The following is an 18776-nucleotide window of genomic DNA, read 5'->3' as shown; positions in this document are numbered from 1 at the left end:
ATATTTATTGTTGCAATTGCAATCAGAATTATAGATTTAGTTAACCCGTTTATATTTCAAGCGATTATTGATCGTATCATTCCGTTTTGGGCAAAATTTGAGGAAAATCATCCGCGCAAGGTCTCTGCTCCGTGACGGCTCACACGCAAAAAATCCCGCCAAGCACGGCTTTTAACCGCCTCACAAAACGCCCAAAATAAGAATTAGAAAAGTTGTAACAAGATAAATGGTACGGTTGGTGGGATTTGAACCTACGACCTCTGGTGCCACAAACCAGCGCTCTAACCAACTGAGCTACAACCGCATAAAAGAAAATGTATCATAACTGTTCACGATTTCGTAAACATTTATTCTTATGCTTATGTGACATAAGGAAAATCAACAAAGTTTGCAAGCCCCTTTAAAAAAATCTCGCAATTTTTTGTGAAGAAAAAAGCGTTTTTACAAAGGAAATTTTGCCCAACGCTCAAGACTGTGATCACGATAGCCTTTTATGTTATCAACACCGTCTTGTTGCATCATCTGCAAAATCTCTTGCAGAATAGTTATAGCAAGATTTGGACCTTCATAAACCATCCCACTATATAATTGAATTAAATCTGCACCAGCTTTTACTTTTTCCAAAGCGGTTTGTGCGTCCTTTACACCGCCAACACCAATAATTGCAATCTCCTTCCCTAATTTTTGACGCATTTTTGCAAGCACAATAGTAGAACGCTCAAAAAGTGGACGTCCAGAAAGCCCCCCCTCTTCATTACTGAGGTGACTATTGCTAAGACCTTGGCGTGAAAGAGTTGTATTGGAAACAATCAGTCCATCAAAATCAGAAAGTTTTATTTCTTCTGCAATATCATCCAATTCTTTCTCTGATAAATCTGGAGCAATTTTTAAAAAAATGGGAATGGAAAATCCATGCTTTTTCTCTTGCTCCTTTCGCGCTTGCGAAACTGCACTCAACAAAAGATGCAAACTGTCACGGGACTGTAAATCACGTAAACCTGGTGTATTAGGAGAAGAAATATTAACCGTAAAATAATCAGCAACATCATAAAAATGAGCAATACCAACAGTATAATCATTAATCTTATCGACCGTATCCTTATTAGCTCCAATGTTAACTCCTACAACACCAGTTTTTTTACACGCGCGCAATCTGTTGTAAACAACTTGATGTCCGTCATTATTAAAGCCCATTCTATTAATAATCGCTTCATCTTCTTTTAAACGAAAAAGCCGTGGTTTAGGATTTCCAATCTGAGGCTTTGGTGTCACTGTCCCAATTTCAGTAAAACCAAATCCTAAACGAAAAATACCATCCACAACCTCTGCATTTTTATCAAACCCCGCTGCGAGACCAATAAAATTTTCAAACTCAAGCCCAGCAACAGTTACACACAAACGTTTATCGATAACCTTTTGACAGCCATTTAATCCACTTTTCAGCCCGAGAATCGCTAAACTGTGTGCTTGCTCTGGATCCAACATAAATAAGGCAGAACGGCCAATACAACGAAACAAACTCATCAATCCTTCTCCACAACATAAAAATAATCCATCGCACCTCACCTATATCTTTTAACATAAAAGATCACCAATCAAAGAGAGCATATTATCCAAATAATATTCCCCTTCTAGAAGAAAATTCATCACATAATAGCCATACATGTTTATATTGATGTATACTGTGTAAAAAAATTTTATTCTTAAAAAACGTTTTTCTTTTTCGACATTTTTCAAAGATTAAAACGTGAATCCTAATCTTATAAAATGCAGCATGAATTGAAACATCAATGGCTCTTCACTATAGCCATGGTTTTGTGACATCTCATGCAGACAAGCTCATAATTCTCTTAAAAATGCACGCAAATTATCCCTATTCCCAAAATTCCTTTGTGTAATATTGTTTCCAATAGAAACAGAGCTTGCTCTATAAAGCTATTTTTTCCTAGCATTTATAGAATACATGGTTCATAAAATTATCTAAATTCATACTATTGTTGCGCTATTTATTAGCAACAGGATATTCAATCATTTGTACTCTATTGATAAATTTTTGAAGAAACTGCATTGTTTGCTTTGCCATTTCTGATGCACTAAATACAATTTAGCATCTATAAGTGCTCTGTCTAACATATAGTTTAAGTAATGACAGTTGATCATTGAACTCCCACCTATCATACCAACGACTTCCAAACCAAAATAATCTTGCAAACCCTAGAGCTCTGCTATTTATAAACTGATACAATCTTCCAACAAATGAAATGTGTTTCTTCCATTGGAATTATCGCCATTTTAGCTCATGCAACCCAGTAAAAATAGCTTTTAGATAAGCCATAATGCCCTCCTAATTGCTATTATCGCTTACTGAATTAAGAGGAATTAAATTATAAGTTTTCTCCTGCCTCATCTATCTATTTCTTCCATCAGTGCTGAAATATATTTTTTATTTCAAAATTCTCTTTTTATAACAATACGTTATACCAATATATGCACTTCATCTGAGAAGCGTCCTGATAGCTCAACTTTCAACCCTGCTCATTTTGTGGTATTCTGTAAAAATCTTTCTTTTTAATGTTATCATAAAAATCTTGAGGCAATTATATAAATTAAGCTACGGTTTTCTACTTTCTGTTGAAAAAAGCATATATAGTTTTTATCAAAAAAGCTTTTTTCTCAGAAATGTTCTATGTACATTCAAATAGAGCCCTAATGCTCTTTATTAAGCCTTATAAAGTTCTTTGAAAATAATATTAATATTGTAATATAATCCTAAAAATAAAATCTGCCCTTTCCTTTTTCATCAAAAGCGGTAAGTAAATTACCGTATATCGCTTACATAAAGGGGAAAACGCAATGCTGAAAGAATTCAAAGAATTTGCCCTAAAAGGTAATATGATTGATCTTGCTATCGGTGTGATTATAGGGGGCGCTTTTGGTAGCTTGGTCAACTCAATTGTCAATGATATTTTTATGCCAATCATTGGACTGATTACAGGTGGAATTGATTTTTCTAATATGTTTATTCAACTTGCTGGCGAAAAACAAGCAACATTGAGTGCCGCAAAAGCAGCTGGAGCAACCATTAGCTATGGACACTTTATTACTTTACTTATCAATTTTCTCATTATTGCTTGGGTTCTTTTTTTATTCGTTAAAGCTATGAATAAAATCCGTAGAAAAGAAGAAGAAAGCCCAAAAAAAACGTCTTCAGAAGAACAACTTTTAACAGAAATTAGAGATCTTTTGGCTAAGAAAAAATAATTTTATGCAAGATTTACATCATGGAACACGAGGAAAAAACATTTCCACAGTTGTTCCATGATTGGGTTTTGAGAACAATAAAAATTGTCCCCCTCTTTCTTCCACCATTGCTTTACACATTGGGAGTCCTAAACCTGTTCCTATAAAAGCGCTATCTCCAGATCGTCCATCTTTGCGCTCTACTTGACCATAAGGTTTCAGTGCCTGTGCAATCTCTTCTTCGTTCATCCCTATACCATTGTCACTCACTGAAATTTTTACACGTTCTTTTCTATAAGAAACGTGAACAATAATCTGTCCACCCAAAGGTGTAAAACGAATAGCATTGGAAAGAAGATTCCATATAATCTGGCGAAACACTTGTTGTGATACAGGAATAAATGGAACGTGAGGTGGAGCAACAATGCGCATGATAATGCCGTTCTGATTGGCTTGAGTTTCAAGAAAAGCTATCGTCGCACGTAAACAAGATATCACATCAAATGTTTCAGAAATAATGGAAGAATCAATCTGGTTATTGGAACCAGAATAATTTATCTTCGAGCACTCTAGTAATTGATTAATCAGCAATAATATATGTTTTCCAGAGGAAATAATATCGCGTAAATATCCACGATAGCGCTCATTTTCTATCGAACCAAAACGGCCTTCTCTCATAATTTCTGCAAAACCAATAAGAGCATTCAAAGGTGTTCGTATTTCATGAACAACCCCAACAATTTTATCCTCTTCTGCTTTTTTTCCTCCTGATGGAACTGTTTGTGTCCTATCCCGCAACATAATAGCATAATTGCCTTGCTGTGCCAAAAATACAATCGTTATCAAAACGGTTATATTTTTATGATTTTTCGTCATTAAATCAGCTGTTTCTCTGCGATTTAAAACCTGATTTTTCCCCTCCACACGGATTGATTTAAAATATTTTTCAACGAAAAATCGGCTTTGCAAAGTAAATAATGAAGAGAGTGGCTGTCCTCGTAGTTCATTTATTTCATAACCCATCAATGCTAAGGCTGCCCTACTTGCTGATTGAATAAAGCCCTCTTCATCCAACCATAAAACACCATCTGTTGCTGTATCCAACAATGATAAAACTGCTGCGGGCTCTTTTACGAGAGCTTGTTCTATAGCATTTACCGGCAATGTTTGTGTATATGGTAACTGAATAGCTGTTTCTTCAACTAATTTTTTTTCTTTTACCGATGAATTCAATTCATCACGTAATTTCTCTGCAATTTCATGAAAAGCTGAACGTTCTATCTCCGTAAGACATGGCATTTCTGTTTCCAGCTTTTCATCTCTTTTTTCTTGGACTTTTTTTCGTATTTTTAAAATACCAAAGCCACGAAACCCCTTAAGCTGCTTTTTAACATCAAAAATTGGCAAAGCCGACAACTCAACATCAAGCCATTGTAAGCAACCATCAACAGGCCATTGAACAATCTCTTTACTCCAAGGCATAGCAGCTTCAATAAAATGACTGAGAACCAGATATCGATCATCATTAAATTGATGAGCAAGCTCACGAAAGCTACATCCTAAAATAGAGGAAGAGAGAGGACCAACAACTTCAGCTAGCTCTTTTGAGACTTCACAAAATAAACCATTATGATCGATTTCCCACGTAAAAGGCCGAGGCAAAAGCTCTGGTGTAAAACGAAAAGCTTCTTGCTGACATTTTAATTCATTTGTATTTAACTTCAATTCATCTGCTTTTAATGGCATAACTAAAACTAAAAAGTGTTGGATTTACTCTCAAATGAATAATGCTAATTTGTTTACAATTACCTGTTCTGGTTAAAATAACTTGATATCTCATATCAATTGTCTGTAGCAAAATTTTGACTGTTTCATCAACAAAACAAGAATAAAAAGAATCCTCCAACTCCTGTTGCTTATTCACCCATTATTGTAACAAATCTTGTTACAATAATGGTAACATCTCCCTCGCATAAATAGTACTCAAAAAGAATACACTTATTTTACACATTCATGTGCCTGTTTTAAAAAGATATCTCCCAAGCTCCCCAAGCTTATTTTACGACGGCATCCGTAAATGGTATAATGTAAAGTCCCCCATAACAGATAGCAAGGCATTGTACATTACATTTTTATGCTTATAAAATAGCTGGTTAAAACCATCATTATACTAATTTTAACCCCTAATGTTGTTACCAATAGTTCTTGGCATTTGAAGGCGTTCATAAGCAGCATTTTTATTTCTTTTTTTTTACTTTTTTACCCCTACATTATTATGATACGCAAGAAAATCGTTTTATTTGTTTCAACAGAAACAGATTTGAAATGAAAAAAAATTACGATATTTGAAATTTTTATTCAATATTTACAATGATAAATTATCATTATAAATCAATAAATCGCATTATAAAAATAGAAATAAAAATTTCTTTTTCACATAAAGTTTCTCGTAAGAACACCTTTCTTGTGCCAATAATATCAAATGATGACAAATTTAGTATAGTGCTTTAAAGCACCCAATGCAATAAAACTTGCATATTGGATACTCTTCTTATGATGCTCTCCATAATTCCCAAAAGACCTTTCTTTCATCAGAACCGCTATAGAAGAGAAAACAAAAATTATCTGTTCTCATATAAAGATTTGTTTAATTTCTTTACATTCCAGATCATCTAGAAATGTTAAAAATATCTCCCCTTTTGGTATCAGCAGTCAAAAGATCGCTTTTGCTTTATTACTCTCCACTCAATTTTTTAATATTATTATAAAAATAAATACATGGTCACATCTGCTTTGAAAAAATAAAACAAGCATTCGCTATTTAAATAATAACTGTCAAACATTTTAAAAATCGCATATTTTAAATCGCACATTTTAATGTGCTTTTTTATTTCCCTGCATTGAGTAAAATTTCACGTTTTCCCACATGATTAGCGGCTCCAACAATGCCTTTTTCTTCCATCCGCTCAACAAGAGAAGCTGCTTTATTATAGCCGATTGAAAGTCGGCGCTGAATATAAGATGTTGAACATTTTTTATCACGCATAACAATCTTTACAGCTTGATTATAAAGCTCCTCTCCCTCTTCATCAAAATTTTCTTCCTCAGAAACTTCAACCGTTGAATCGGCAGAAGCATCCTCTTTGTTATCGTCTTCGTTATCTGTGACGGTTGCTAAATAATCAGGTTTTCCTTGCAGTTTAAGATGTGCAACAATAGATTCAACTTCTTCATCAGAGACAAAAGGTCCATGAACGCGTACAATACGCCCCCCACCTGCCATATGAAGCATATCTCCTTGACCTAAAAGCGTTTCAGCACCTTGTTCACCTAGGATCGTACGACTGTCAATTTTTGATGTCACTTGAAAAGAAATGCGGGTAGGAAAGTTCGCTTTAATTGTCCCTGTGATAACATCAACAGAAGGGCGCTGCGTTGCCATAATAAGATGAATACCAGCCGCACGCGCCATTTGTGCTAAGCGCTGAATGGCATTCTCTATTTCTTTCCCTGCCACCATCATGAGATCAGCCATCTCATCAACAATCACAACAATATAAGGAAGCTGCGTAAGATCCATGGCTTCTTCATGATAAAGCATTTCCCCTGTTTCCTTATCAAAACCCGACTGTACAGTACACATGATCGTTTCACCTTTTTGAGCCGCAAGTGCAACGCGTGCATTAAAACCATCGATATTACGTACACCTAACTTAGCCATTTTGCGATAACGCTCTTCCATTTCACGAACCGCCCATTTTAAAGCTGTTACCGCTTTTTTAGGATCTGTTACAACAGGTGTTAAAAGATGTGGAATGCCATCATAAACAGAGAGCTCTAGCATTTTAGGATCAACCATGATCAAACGACACTGTTTTGGTGTCATACGATAAAGAATCGACAAAATCATTGTATTAATTGCTACAGACTTGCCTGATCCTGTTGTTCCTGCAACCAATAAATGAGGCATTTTTGCTAATTCTACAATGACCGGCTCACCACTAATCCCTTTCCCCAAAGCAAGAGCAAGTTTAAATTCACTTTCACGAAAAGAACGTGTTTGAATTAATTCCCGTAAATAAACGGTTTCACGAACCGCATTGGGTAACTCAATCCCAATAACATTCCGTCCAGGAATGACAGCAACGCGTGTAGAAATAGCAGACATAGAACGCGCAATATCATCAGAAAGATTAATAACGCGCGATGACTTTACACCCGCAGCAGGCTCAAATTCATACATTGTAACCACTGGCCCTGGATGCACATGAATAATTTCACCCTTAATGCCAAAATCTTCCAAAACACTTTCCAAAAGCCCAGCACCGCGTTCCAATGTTTCCTGAGGAATCATCGTACCTTCATGAAAAACAGGTTCCTGTAATAAATTGATCGGAGGAAACTCATAAACATCACTGTCAATAGATTGAATATTTTGCATAAAAGCAGAATCATAATTGCTTAATGGCACGCGGGTAGATTGCAATATTTTCGTTTTACGATTTGCTTGCATCACAGACAAATCTTTTGAATTCGGTGTGACATTCTTTGTTATACAATCGACAATATTATTGGTTTTTTTCGTCTCTATACTAGCCTCAGAATCGCTTAGTGCCTCAATATCGTTTAACGCCCTTGCATTACTTAACGTATGAGCGGAATCTTCAACAGAAAGCTTAGAATGACATTCTTTAGTAATATCATTATTTGTATGCATTAAATCAGAAATTTGCTCAACGCCTCGCATCCTTTCCGCTGGAGATTCCGATGTAATGGAATCATAGAGTTGCGGAAAGCGGTATTCGAGAACACGGTAAAGAGCAGTTATTGACTCATCAAAGACAGAAGGAATATCGGATGTAATTTTATTTGTCGTGTCAATCGATGTTTGATCCTCTTTTGAAGTTTGAGTATCCATATGTTCAAATATCAAAGATACGCATTCAAAAAATGCATCATCGGAAAGATGCCAAGCAGGATTCATTTTTTGTAGCACATTTTCTACTTGTAATTTATGCTCTTGTTTACCCTCCTCAAGAGGGATATTTTCTGATGGTATACGAGTAACTTGTCGTGACAACTGCTTCAAAACTGTTGAATGACAAACCGACGTTTTATTTTCTATTGATTGAGGATTAATGACTTTTTTTGTCGATGAAACGCTTGTTGTTTTCTTGTTACAACGTACAATATCTGTATCTGTATCTGTAATTTTTTTTTGATCTTGCTTCGTAAAAATTTTAAACTGCTTTGCAAAAACTGGATCTGTTTCTATACGACGACGCAAAATCTCAACTTCTGGAGTTCGCGTGAAACGGACATTTTTTCCGAGGGTAAATGCCTTTTTCCATACTTCCGGATAAGGAAATATCTCAGTAATCTTAATAGATAAATCTTCTCTTGATGCACCTTTCGTACCATCATCAGAAAAAGAAGACGCAGAAATAGATTTTGTTTTCGAATTATGCATGGCACCCAACAAATTTATAGCAATGAGAAAAATAACCTTTTCAAAAAGAATTCGTAGAAACTATCATACGAAGGTTAATAACCTTTTGCTGATGGTTACTTTTTAATGAAAAAAATAATGCCATAATGCATATTCATAATCTCTCTTCTGCATATTTACGATATAAATTGTCTATAGCTCTCTTTCTCTCTCATTTCATAAAAGCAATTAGTCCTAATAATACAAATGGGTATATAAGCATTGCTCTGTTGAATTCTCCATGCTCAGTTATCATGATACAATCTAATTTCTCGCGTTTTTATAAGATTACCCTTGTTATCCTCGTTTAAAACGGCTTAGACTAAGATAATCATAATTAAATAAACACAAATAGAAAAAAGGGAGTGAATTATGTTTAATAAACGGAAATTTTATATCAATGGTCTATGGGAGGACCCAAGAACTCCTCACGATTTTGACGTCATTAATCCATCAACAGAAGAGGCTTGTGCTGTCATTAGCCTTGGAAGTACAGAAGATGCCGATAAAGCAATTAACGCAGCTAAAGAAGCGTTTCAAAAATGGAAAACAACGTCACCAAGTGAGCGTCTTGGGTTCGTTGAAAAAATTCTAAATATCTATGAAAAACGCTCTAAAGAGATGGCAAAAACCATTTCAATGGAAATGGGAGCACCAATTGATATGGCACTTAATGCGCAAACCGCAACTGGCAGTTCCCACATTCGCAATTTTATCGAAGCTTATAAAGAGTTCTCGTTCCAAGAAACTTTAATAAAGGGAAATGAACAAGCAATTCTTCACTACGACCCTATCGGCGTCGTAGGATTAATTACGCCATGGAATTGGCCCATGAATCAAGTAACTCTTAAAGTTATCCCTGCTCTCTTGGCTGGCTGTACCATGGTATTAAAGCCCTCTGAAATTGCGCCTCTTTCTGCTATGCTTTTTGCTGAATTTTTAGATGAAGCTGCGCTCCCTGCCGGTGTTTTTAATTTAATCAATGGTGATGGTACAACTGTCGGCTCTTACCTCTCAGCACATCCAGATCTAGAAATGATTAGCTTTACTGGTTCAACTAGAGCAGGAAAAGATATTTCTAAAAATGCTAGCGCTACTTTAAAAAGAGTCTGTCTGGAACTTGGGGGAAAAGGAGCGAATATTATCTTTGCTGATGCCGACTCAGATGCTATTCAACGTGGTGTGCGACATTGCTTTTATAATAGTGGACAAAGCTGTAATGCACCCACTCGTATGCTTGTGGAACAAAGCATCTATGACAAAGCCATAAAAATAGCTAAAGATATTGCAGAAACAACAAAAGTAGGACCAAATTGCCAAGAAGGAAATCATATTGGTCCCGTCGTTTCAAAAAAACAATATGATAAAATTCAAGATCTTATCCAATCGGGAATTGATGATGGTGCAACTCTTGTTGCAGGCGGAACTGGTTTACCAAGAGGAATTGAACGCGGTTATTATGTCCGTCCAACAGTCTTTGCTGATGTAAAACCTCATATGCGTATTTTCAAAGAAGAAATCTTTGGTCCAGTTCTCTCGATTCTTGCTTTTAATACAGAAGAAGAAGCTGTCGCTTTAACGAATGACACTGAGTATGGTCTTACAAACTATATTCAATCACAAGATCGCAACAAATATCGTCGTATTGCGGCACAAGTACGCTCTGGTATGGTAGAAGTTAACGGACATGGATTACCCAGTGGAAGCTATTTTGGAGGTGTAAAATTTTCTGGACGCGCCCGTGAAGGGGGACATTGGGGAATTAAAGAATTCCTCGATAGTAAAGCAATTTCGTACTGGTAAAATCTTATTAAAAACTTAATAGGAATCGTATGGTAATACAAAAAATAACGGATGAAGGTGCTCTTGGGCAACGTCTTGATCAGTGGCTAGCAAAACAATATCATAATGTGTTCTCACGTTCACGTTTGCAAACCCTCATCCGTGAAGGCTATCTTAAAATTGATGGTCAATTCATAAAAGAACCAAAAACAAAATTAAGACCTAAGCAAATAATTGAATTGGCAATGCCTGACCTTCGTGATGCAGAACCTAGTGCTGAAGCTATTGCATTGGACATCCTTTTTGAAGATGATCATATCATTGTTATTAACAAACCAGCAGGTCTTGTTGTTCATCCTGGCAATGGAAATTGGACCGGTACGTTGGTTAATGCCCTTATCTATCACTGCGGTAATAGTTTATCTGGTATAGGTGGTGTTAAACGCCCCGGCATTGTCCATCGTCTCGATAAAAATACAAGTGGTGTTATGGTTGTTGCAAAAAATGATCTGGCTCATAAAAGTCTCAGTGCTCAATTTTCTGATCATGGACGTACCTGTGCATTAGACCGACGCTATCATGCCTTGATTTGGGGGACACCTCACCGCAATGTTTGGACAATTGATGCATCACTTGGCCGTTCGCCCCACAACCGAACAAAGCAAGCTGTTATCCATAAGCAAAACCCTTATGCTCGTCATGCTGTTACACATTTTTCTTTGCTAGAAAAATATGGCTCTCATGCAGACTCAACATCTTTTGCTAGCCTTCTGGAATGTCGCTTGGAAACTGGACGCACCCATCAAATCCGTGTTCATATGGCTCATATTGGGCATCCACTCATAGGCGATACAGTTTATGGAAACGCTTTTAAAACAAAATCAAACGCATTCAACCCCACTATTAGAAATGCAATCGATCAATTCAACAGACAGGCACTTCATGCCGCAAGTCTCACTTTTGAACACCCTTCTACCGGTAAAGTTATGTCGTTTTCCGCACCACTACCTCAAGATATGGCTAAACTTATTAAGCATTTTAAAAAAATGAATTGAAACTTTTCTCCTTCTCAAGATTTCACAATAAAATATCTTTTTTTGAACAAAATTGAAAAATATGCTAAAGTGAATGTGCACAGGTATTACTATCTGAAACATAGAATTTGCCTTATCAGGGAATTCAGACAAAAGGAGGGTGCTATTATGGCCCATATGAATTTGTTATCAGTAACCACAAGCGATGGCGGATTAAACCGTTATTTGGAAGAAGTACGTCGTTTTCCAATGCTTGATCCAAAAGAAGAATATATGTTAGCTCAACGTTACCGTGAGCATAATGATTTAAAAGCAGCGCATAGGCTAGTAACCAGTCATTTGCGTCTTGTAGCTAAAATCGCGATGGGATATCGCGGCTATGGACTCCCCATTGGGGAAGTCATTTCAGAAGGCAATGTTGGACTCATGCAAGCTGTTAAGCGTTTTGAGCCAGAACGTGGTTTTCGTCTTGCAACCTATGCAATATGGTGGATTAAAGCATCAATCCAAGAATATGTATTGCGGTCTTGGAGTTTGGTGAAGATGGGGACAACAGCTAATCAAAAGCGCTTGTTTTTTAACCTTCGTAAATTAAAAAGTAAACTTCAAGCACTTGATAACGGTGATCTCAATGCAGAACAAGTAAAAGAAATTGCAACTCAGTTGAATGTCTCAGAAGATGAAGTTATATCAATGAACCGCCGACTTGGTGGTGACACTTCACTCAACGCACCCCTTCGTACAAAAGAAGGGGAAAACAGCGAGTTGCAAGATTGGTTGGTGGATGAATCTAACGATCAAGAACAAGTTTTAATTGAAAAAAGTGAATTGGAGAATCGTCGTTCCATGCTTATAAATGCCATGGACAATCTCAATGAACGTGAAAAACGTATATTCAAAGCACGTCGTTTAAACGATATACCATTAACTCTAGAAGAACTCTCTGGTGAATTTAACATTAGTCGAGAACGAGTAAGGCAAATTGAAATGCGTGCATTTGAAAAAGTGCAAAATTCTATCAGAGATTCCGCTTTATCTCAAAGTCAAATATAAGACTCTAGAATTAGGTATGAAGCCAATTGTTTGCGCATTTTTAAAGTAGAAATGAGAAAAGCGTATGTTGGCTTTGTACTTGTAAATTAGTCTGTAGAATCCTTTGAGTTATAGTATACAATTTTATTGAGCGTGTTTGATATAACTAATAAAAATCAATATCGAGAAATAACCTTTTATTTTATTTGCATCTATGTTTTATTTTTCTGATCAAGAACTGTTAACTTATCTTGTTGTGCAAGCCATTGTCCAATAACTTTATTGAAAATAGACTCACCTGTTGGCCCTTTTGCAAAAGTTAATTCATTTATACGTCCGTTTTTATCCGTTAACACTAAACGCACCCAATCTAATTCTCGCATCAATTGCAAATTTCGATCAAGAAATGGATGATTACCACTCAATGCAACAAGAAAAAAATCATCGTTAATTTTTGTAGAAATAGTTCTTACTAAAGGCTGCCCAATAGATTGTTCACTTGCTTTAAAGGTTAATGCTTGAACACTGCTTATAGCTTTACCTGAGAATTTATCAGAAAGAATAAAAATAAGATCCATAATATATGCAGCAGGAAATGACCGATCGGTATTGCGACGTAAAATTAACCGTAATGATAGCCCTTCATCAGGAATTGTTATATCACCTTGTATGGCTGTTTCTTCTGGAGCCCCCTTCACATAAGACTCCTTTATAAGCGTCCAGCGAACACTTCCGGTTGCTATCTTTTCTGCATCATAATTTGTACGTGCTTGATAAAAAACAGCTTCACCTAATTTATCAAGCGATTGCAAATTGCTGGAAACAACGGTTGAAACTCCTTCTTCATCCGAAGAATCTGTCGCTTGTTTTAAACCGACATCAATTTCACTCCCATCCTCTAATAAACGTTGTGTTAACTTTCTCTTAACCGAAAGTGCCTTTGGTACTTCGTGAGAAACTTGAAGATTTTCTCCTAACACTTGATGATCATTTGATACAAATACACGCCCACCAATAAAAAAAATACCAATAGTAAAAACAGCAAAACTAACAATAGAAACAGCACTTATCACAATACGCCTTTGCACCAATGATTTATTAGCACGACGTAAAGCCTGAGAAAAAATATGCGAAACAATATGAGGATTATCTTCTTGCGACGAAGAAATCTTTAACTCACAGCTATTAACATGCTGAGAAGGTACATCAGCCTCCATATTAACAGGCTCTGCATCTGGTATATCTGATACCCAAGGCTCATCAAATAACTTGCTATCCTTTGGATGTGTAACAAAATCCTGCTTTCTTTTTATGTCTACCACTGAAAATTCATTATTCTTTTGTAATATAGTTTTTTTTGTATATTTCTTATCTTCATTTATATTTGTGGAATCCCACCCAATAACTGAAGAAAGCAACTTCTTTTCAACTGCTAAATATTCTTCTTCAACAGTTGCAATAGCACTCTGAAGAATCTTTCTTTGTTCATCTGCTATTGCTTGTGGTATTTTTGCTGTTACAAATTGATATTCTAGTGTTTCGATAGCCCGTTTATAAATCCGCTTACGCACTTGTGGTGTAACATTATTTTGTGCATTAATTGCCTTTTTTAAGATTCCAACGAAATCTACCATTTCCTCTATAATCTCTCTTAAACTAAGCAAAGAAACCCTAGCACTCAGGCTAAAACGGCTTTATTTTAGGCTCATAAGTTTATTGTCATTTATATTGGTACAACTATTGTCATAGTGTAAAATGAATATGAAAAATAAACAATGTCATTTTACACCTTTCTTTCACGCACTCTTAAAAACTCTTTTTGTTAAAAGATATAGAAGTGAACAAAAGATCTATATGGAAACCTAAAAATAATAATCAATTTGCAAAAGGATCTGTAATAAGAATAGTATCTTCACGTTCTGGACTCGTAGATAATAAAGCCACTTTTGTGTTAATCAGTTCTTCAATATAGCGTATATATTTAACAGCTTGCATTGGTAAATCTTCCCACCTCAATGCATGGGCTGTTTTTTCCTTCCAACCTTCTAATGTTTCATAAATAGGCTTCACACGGGCTTGGGCTCCCATGGAAGAAGGTAAATAATCAATCCTTCTACCATCAAGCTCGTAACCAATACAAACTTTTATTTCATCCAAACCATCCAAAACATCAAGTTTTGTCAATGCTATACCTTGAACACCGCAAACTACTACCATCTGACGGACTAAGACAGCATCAAACCAACCACATCGACGCTTTCGACCCGTTACAACACCAAATTCATGCCCACGCACTCCCAGAAATTCACCAATATCATTTATCTGCTCTGTAGGAAAAGGTCCTTCTCCAACACGTGTGGTATACGCTTTTGTAATACCCAAAACATAATGAATTGCACTAGGTCCCATCCCTGAACCTGTACATGCCTGCCCAGCAACCGTATTCGATGATGTTACGTACGGATAAGTCCCAAAATCATTATCGAGTAAAGCACCTTGCGCACCTTCAAAAAGAATGTGTTTCCCTCCTCGATAACCTTCATCTAAAAGACGCCACGTACAATCCATAAAGGGCAAAACTTTATCCGCAACTTGCATCAATTCATCATAAAGCGCTTGAGAATCAATCTCTACAACACCCATCCCACGACGCAAAGCATTATGATGCCTCAAAAGCCGCTCAATCTTAGCCATAAGTGTATCTTTTTCTGCTAAATCCATCACTCGGATAGCACGACGTCCCACCTTATCTTCATAAGCCGGTCCAATACCACGCTTTGTTGTACCAATCTTTAAACCAGATAAACCGCTTTCTCGAATTGCATCAAGATCACGATGCAAAGAAAGAATCAAAGGAGCATTTTCAGCAATACGTAAAATTTCCGGTGTGATTTTCACGCCCTGATCACGTAGCTTTTTTAACTCTGCTACAAAATGATGGGGATCAACTACAACACCATTCCCAATAATTGATAACTTCCCACGAACTAGACCCGATGGTAAAAGTGATAATTTATAACTAACTCCATCAATAACCAATGTGTGGCCAGCATTATGCCCCCCCTGATATCTCACCACGATATCTGCTCGCTCAGACAACCAATCTACAATTTTACCTTTGCCTTCATCACCCCATTGTGTACCGACAACAACTACATTGGCCATAACTTTCTCCGTCGTGTTTAGTCAAAAAAACCAGCATTCAAAAACAAACACTTCTTTATAACGAAACCTTAGAGCAAGTGCGACTCCTCATTTCAGATTTTTCTCAATCTTCAAGTTATTAAATTTTCAAATTTTAACGATAAGCAAATATCAAAATATTTTAAATCTGTCATTTTTGCTACAAAAAGTAAAAAAATAGAGATTTTAATTTGTGCGTATCCAACACCTGACAGAGCATTTATTCCTCCTCTTAATCTTTTACAATTCATGTAATATTTAGAGGCTGTTTGTCTGATACAAGAATACGAAAGATCATCATAATCTCTCGTATCCTTTTTCTGTTTAAAAACACCCTGTGAAAATCACCAGTAATTATTTAAAGCTGTGCTTTTTCAAATTGGAACGCCCACTCAAGCCATTGTGTTAAAATTTCAAGATCGGAAGCCTCAATTGTTATACCCGCCCAAATTCGAAGCCCCGGAGGAGCATCGCGATACGAACCAATATCATAAGCAACTCCTTCTTCATCAAGACGTTTCACAACCGCTTTTATGAAAGATACTCGCTTTTCCGTATCCAAAGCAGTAATCACTGGATCCACAATATCTAAACAAATAGCGGTGTTAGAACGCACTTCAGGATCTTTTGCCAAATATTCTAGCCATGGTGTTTTGCGAACAAAAGCATCAAGTACAGAAAAGTTTTTCTCCACCCGTGCTCTTAATGCCGCTGCACCTCCTAGAGATTTTGCCCACTTCAACCCATCAAGAAAATCCTCAACACAAAGCATAGAAGGTGTATTGATTATCTTTCCTTTAAAAATATCTTCGTTCAATTTTCCATTTTTTGTCATATAGAAAAGTTGAGGCATAGGCCAAGCTGGAACATAATTCTCAAGCCTCTCAACAGCACGAGGACTTAAAATCACCATACCATGCGCAGCCTCACCTCCCAAAACTTTCTGCCATGAAAAAGTAACAACATCTAATTTTGAAAAATCAAGATATTGCGCAAAAGCTGCAGATGTTGCATCACAAATGGTCAATCCAGCCCGCTTATGGGGAATGAAATCTGCATTAGGAATACGCACACCAGAAGTCGTCCCATTCCATGTAAAAACAACATCACGATCAAAGTCAAGTTGTGTTAAATCTGGTATTTCACCATAAGGAGCTTCAAAACGACGCACATCAGAAAGCTTTAATTGCTCGACAACATCTTTATTCCACCCAAATCCAAAACTTTCCCACGCCGCCATATCAATGCCACGCTCACCTAATAGAGACCATAGAGCAGCCTCAACAGCACCGGTATCTGAACCTGGCATAATTCCTATACGATGATCAGAAGGAACCTCAAGAATCTCACGGGTTAAATTAATAACTTCAGCAAGTTTTAATTCTGCTTCTCTAGATCTATGTGAACGCCCAACTAATGCATTTTTAAGAACATCAAGAGTCCAACCAGGCCGTTTGCTACAAGGACCTGAAGAAAAATTAGTATTATTGGGACGACTGCTTGGTTTTTGTAACATTATCATTATTTCTCCCCTTTTAGATGTGTTTTTCTTTATAAAGAAAAACAAATTATTATAAAGACTAATCAATAATCTTTTTAGAAAAAAGTCAAAAATATTTTCTATTATTTCGTATGCTTAAAATTCACTGAAACTTTATTAAAAAAACTTTCTTAATCATGCTTCTCGATTGATTCTTTTAATTTTTTGTATCATCACCACGATAAGACATTATTCTACTAACAATACACTAACACGTCCAATATGCCTATCAAATTTATTTTATGATAAAGATTCATTGATAACTCTCTAGAATAGGGAGATAAACTTATTAAAAAATCAATTATTTTTCTTTTGATGACTGGACAGAGAAAATTTTAATGTTATAACCGCAAGCGCTTTATATTTTTTATGAAGCATGCCCAGATAGCTCAGTTGGTAGAGCAGCGGACTGAAAATCCGCGTGTCCGTGGTTCGAATCCGCGTCTGGGCACCACTTTTTATTTTTCCTTATTTAGTATCTTGTTTTATTATATTTTTAAAACATGATGGATTCGTAAATAAAGGTTAGGGAATAGGATTTTGTGACATGCTTCTCAATTATTGCGAATCAGTTTTTTAAAGGGCATAATCAACTTCTTAATTAAGTAAATCTGAATGCGTACCTGTCCTATCAAAATGGATACGCTTTTCATCAACTATATAAATTAATAACCAATCGGGTTCTATATGAAGATCTCGACGAGGCTTCTAGTTTCCTTGTAATGTATGATCATTTAAAATAGATAGCAATTGCTTCTTATGAATTAGAAGTTGCATCACTCCTGTGAACTTTCGCATATCTTTTCCACGCTTTTTTGCTCATTTTACATCCTTTTTAAACTTTCCTGAATAACTCACTGAACGCATAATCAGATATCCAGTTGCTTAATCAAATCAGCAATATTTTCAGCATAAAAAAACATCTTCATTGCTATCGCTTTTATGAAAAATTTCAAGCGTTTCTTTATTGAGTATCTTATTATTTTCAACGTACACACAAATAAGATCACGTAAAATTTGAGATGCTGGACGGTGTTTTATTTCAGCTATAGCCATAAATGCGCTTTTTAGATTCATATCTACTTTAGCTGCTATAAGTCACTTTTTTCACTCATAATATTTCCTCTTTAAGAATTTTAATGATTAACATTATTTAGCTTAGTTAAAACATTTAACTTAGTTAAACATAGTGTTACTTATCATTAATATTAATTTCTTTTCTTAAAGAAAAAGTTTTTCAACTTTTTGTTAGCCACTTTTTGAGGTGTGAGAAGATACTTTCTAGAGTATCCATAAAGCGGGCAAAATCGATAATAAACACAAAGACAATGAAGGCAATCAATTTCATGAGGCGTGACATCATCTTTAAGCCTTGATAGGTCTCTATCATCTCATGAAGGAGCTGTTGTTCTTTTTCTGTAAGACCTTTATCTTTGCTGCTTCGTTTCTTGACCATCTTTCCAACCACATAAATGGG

General features: G+C 36.1%; 12 protein-coding genes, 2 tRNA genes and 1 pseudogene. 5 read left to right on the top strand and 10 right to left on the bottom strand.

All coding sequences use genetic code 11. The features are described from left to right. Window positions 1-227: 227 nt before the first annotated feature. Together ACFIJ7_RS02580 and ACFIJ7_RS02575 are read right to left on the bottom strand one after the other, a co-directional pair. Window positions 228-304 (bottom strand) — tRNA-His (locus tag ACFIJ7_RS02580). 137 nt (window positions 305-441) lie between these two features. After that, window positions 442-1524, bottom strand: a complete 1083-nt coding sequence (locus tag ACFIJ7_RS02575) for a quinone-dependent dihydroorotate dehydrogenase (RefSeq protein WP_375644549.1) — start codon at window positions 1522-1524, stop codon at window positions 442-444. Between the two features lie 1329 nt (window positions 1525-2853). On the opposite strand from ACFIJ7_RS02575, the gene mscL reads away from it, so the two are divergent. Next, window positions 2854-3261, top strand: a complete 408-nt coding sequence (gene mscL / locus ACFIJ7_RS02570; protein ID WP_026500234.1) for a large conductance mechanosensitive channel protein MscL — start codon at window positions 2854-2856, stop codon at window positions 3259-3261. An 18-nt stretch (window positions 3262-3279) separates the two neighbouring features. Here the strand turns inward: mscL and ACFIJ7_RS02565 are convergent, their stop codons facing one another. Then, complete coding sequence (locus ACFIJ7_RS02565) at window positions 3280-4986, bottom strand: ATP-binding protein (RefSeq protein WP_375644548.1); 1707 nt, start codon at window positions 4984-4986, stop codon at window positions 3280-3282. Window positions 4987-6127: 1141 nt separating this feature from the next. Further along, the gene (locus ACFIJ7_RS02560) at window positions 6128-8710 is read right to left on the bottom strand and encodes a DNA translocase FtsK (RefSeq protein WP_375644547.1); all 2583 of its coding nucleotides are present in this window, start codon (window positions 8708-8710) and stop codon (window positions 6128-6130) included. A gap of 390 nt (window positions 8711-9100) precedes the next feature. Between ACFIJ7_RS02560 and ACFIJ7_RS02555 the strand changes: the two genes are divergently transcribed. From ACFIJ7_RS02555 to rpoH, 3 genes are all read left to right on the top strand, one after another. Beyond that, window positions 9101-10531, top strand: coding sequence for an aldehyde dehydrogenase family protein (locus ACFIJ7_RS02555; RefSeq protein WP_375644546.1), 1431 nt, complete (start codon window positions 9101-9103; stop codon window positions 10529-10531). Window positions 10532-10560: 29 nt separating this feature from the next. After that, window positions 10561-11565 (top strand): RluA family pseudouridine synthase, encoded by a 1005-nt coding sequence (locus ACFIJ7_RS02550; protein ID WP_375644545.1) that lies wholly within the window; start codon window positions 10561-10563, stop codon window positions 11563-11565. A gap of 147 nt (window positions 11566-11712) precedes the next feature. Next, a complete protein-coding gene (gene rpoH, locus ACFIJ7_RS02545) occupies window positions 11713-12597 on the top strand; it encodes an RNA polymerase sigma factor RpoH (RefSeq protein ID WP_375635825.1) in 885 nt (294 codons plus the stop codon). Window positions 12598-12788: 191 nt separating this feature from the next. Here the strand turns inward: rpoH and ACFIJ7_RS02540 are convergent, their stop codons facing one another. The 3 genes from ACFIJ7_RS02540 to ACFIJ7_RS02530 form a co-directional block, all read right to left on the bottom strand. Next, window positions 12789-14210, bottom strand: a complete 1422-nt coding sequence (locus tag ACFIJ7_RS02540) for a hypothetical protein (protein WP_375644544.1) — start codon at window positions 14208-14210, stop codon at window positions 12789-12791. Between the two features lie 241 nt (window positions 14211-14451). Then, window positions 14452-15741: an adenylosuccinate synthase gene (locus ACFIJ7_RS02535; protein WP_375635827.1), complete on the bottom strand. Its 1290-nt coding sequence runs from the start codon at window positions 15739-15741 to the stop codon at window positions 14452-14454. 376 nt (window positions 15742-16117) lie between these two features. Continuing rightward, window positions 16118-17281 (bottom strand): phosphoserine transaminase, encoded by a 1164-nt coding sequence (locus tag ACFIJ7_RS02530; protein ID WP_375635828.1) that lies wholly within the window; start codon window positions 17279-17281, stop codon window positions 16118-16120. A gap of 396 nt (window positions 17282-17677) precedes the next feature. On the opposite strand from ACFIJ7_RS02530, the gene ACFIJ7_RS02525 reads away from it, so the two are divergent. Next, a tRNA-Phe gene (locus ACFIJ7_RS02525) sits at window positions 17678-17753 on the top strand. A 143-nt stretch (window positions 17754-17896) separates the two neighbouring features. On the opposite strand, the pseudogene ACFIJ7_RS02520 reads toward ACFIJ7_RS02525, so the two are convergent. The 3 genes and pseudogenes from ACFIJ7_RS02520 to ACFIJ7_RS02510 form a co-directional block, all read right to left on the bottom strand. Then, window positions 17897-17989 (bottom strand): annotated as a pseudogene (locus ACFIJ7_RS02520) (type II toxin-antitoxin system YafQ family toxin); the annotation flags it as partial. Window positions 17990-18205: 216 nt separating this feature from the next. Beyond that, a complete protein-coding gene (locus ACFIJ7_RS02515; RefSeq protein WP_375635829.1) occupies window positions 18206-18355 on the bottom strand; it encodes a hypothetical protein in 150 nt (49 codons plus the stop codon). 181 nt (window positions 18356-18536) lie between these two features. Continuing rightward, window positions 18537-18767 carry a hypothetical protein gene (locus tag ACFIJ7_RS02510; RefSeq protein WP_375644608.1) on the bottom strand — a complete coding sequence of 77 codons (231 nt, stop codon included), beginning with the start codon at window positions 18765-18767 and terminating at the stop codon, window positions 18537-18539. Between the last annotated feature and the right edge of the window lie 9 nt (window positions 18768-18776).

This window comes from Bartonella sp. MR100HLJHH (assembly GCF_042194215.1).
Classification (GTDB): Bacteria; Pseudomonadota; Alphaproteobacteria; order Rhizobiales; family Rhizobiaceae; genus Bartonella; species Bartonella grahamii.
Note: the sequence above shows the minus strand (reverse complement) of the source record. Positions and strands in the feature narration are given on the sequence as shown.

Bases quoted from the DNA above. Each gene is read 5' to 3' on its own strand.
- ACFIJ7_RS02575 (WP_375644549.1), bottom strand. From the start codon at position 1,524: ATGAGTTTGTTTCGTTGTATTGGCCGTTCTGCCTTATTTATGTTGGAT.
- mscL (WP_026500234.1), top strand. From the start codon at position 2,854: ATGCTGAAAGAATTCAAAGAATTTGCCCTAAAAGGTAATATGATTGAT.
- ACFIJ7_RS02565 (WP_375644548.1), bottom strand. From the start codon at position 4,986: ATGCCATTAAAAGCAGATGAATTGAAGTTAAATACAAATGAATTAAAA.
- ACFIJ7_RS02560 (WP_375644547.1), bottom strand. From the start codon at position 8,710: ATGCATAATTCGAAAACAAAATCTATTTCTGCGTCTTCTTTTTCTGAT.
- ACFIJ7_RS02555 (WP_375644546.1), top strand. From the start codon at position 9,101: ATGTTTAATAAACGGAAATTTTATATCAATGGTCTATGGGAGGACCCA.
- ACFIJ7_RS02550 (WP_375644545.1), top strand. From the start codon at position 10,561: ATGGTAATACAAAAAATAACGGATGAAGGTGCTCTTGGGCAACGTCTT.
- rpoH (WP_375635825.1), top strand. From the start codon at position 11,713: ATGGCCCATATGAATTTGTTATCAGTAACCACAAGCGATGGCGGATTA.
- ACFIJ7_RS02540 (WP_375644544.1), bottom strand. From the start codon at position 14,210: ATGGTAGATTTCGTTGGAATCTTAAAAAAGGCAATTAATGCACAAAAT.
- ACFIJ7_RS02535 (WP_375635827.1), bottom strand. From the start codon at position 15,741: ATGGCCAATGTAGTTGTTGTCGGTACACAATGGGGTGATGAAGGCAAA.
- ACFIJ7_RS02530 (WP_375635828.1), bottom strand. From the start codon at position 17,281: ATGATAATGTTACAAAAACCAAGCAGTCGTCCCAATAATACTAATTTT.
- ACFIJ7_RS02515 (WP_375635829.1), bottom strand. From the start codon at position 18,355: ATGGCTATAGCTGAAATAAAACACCGTCCAGCATCTCAAATTTTACGT.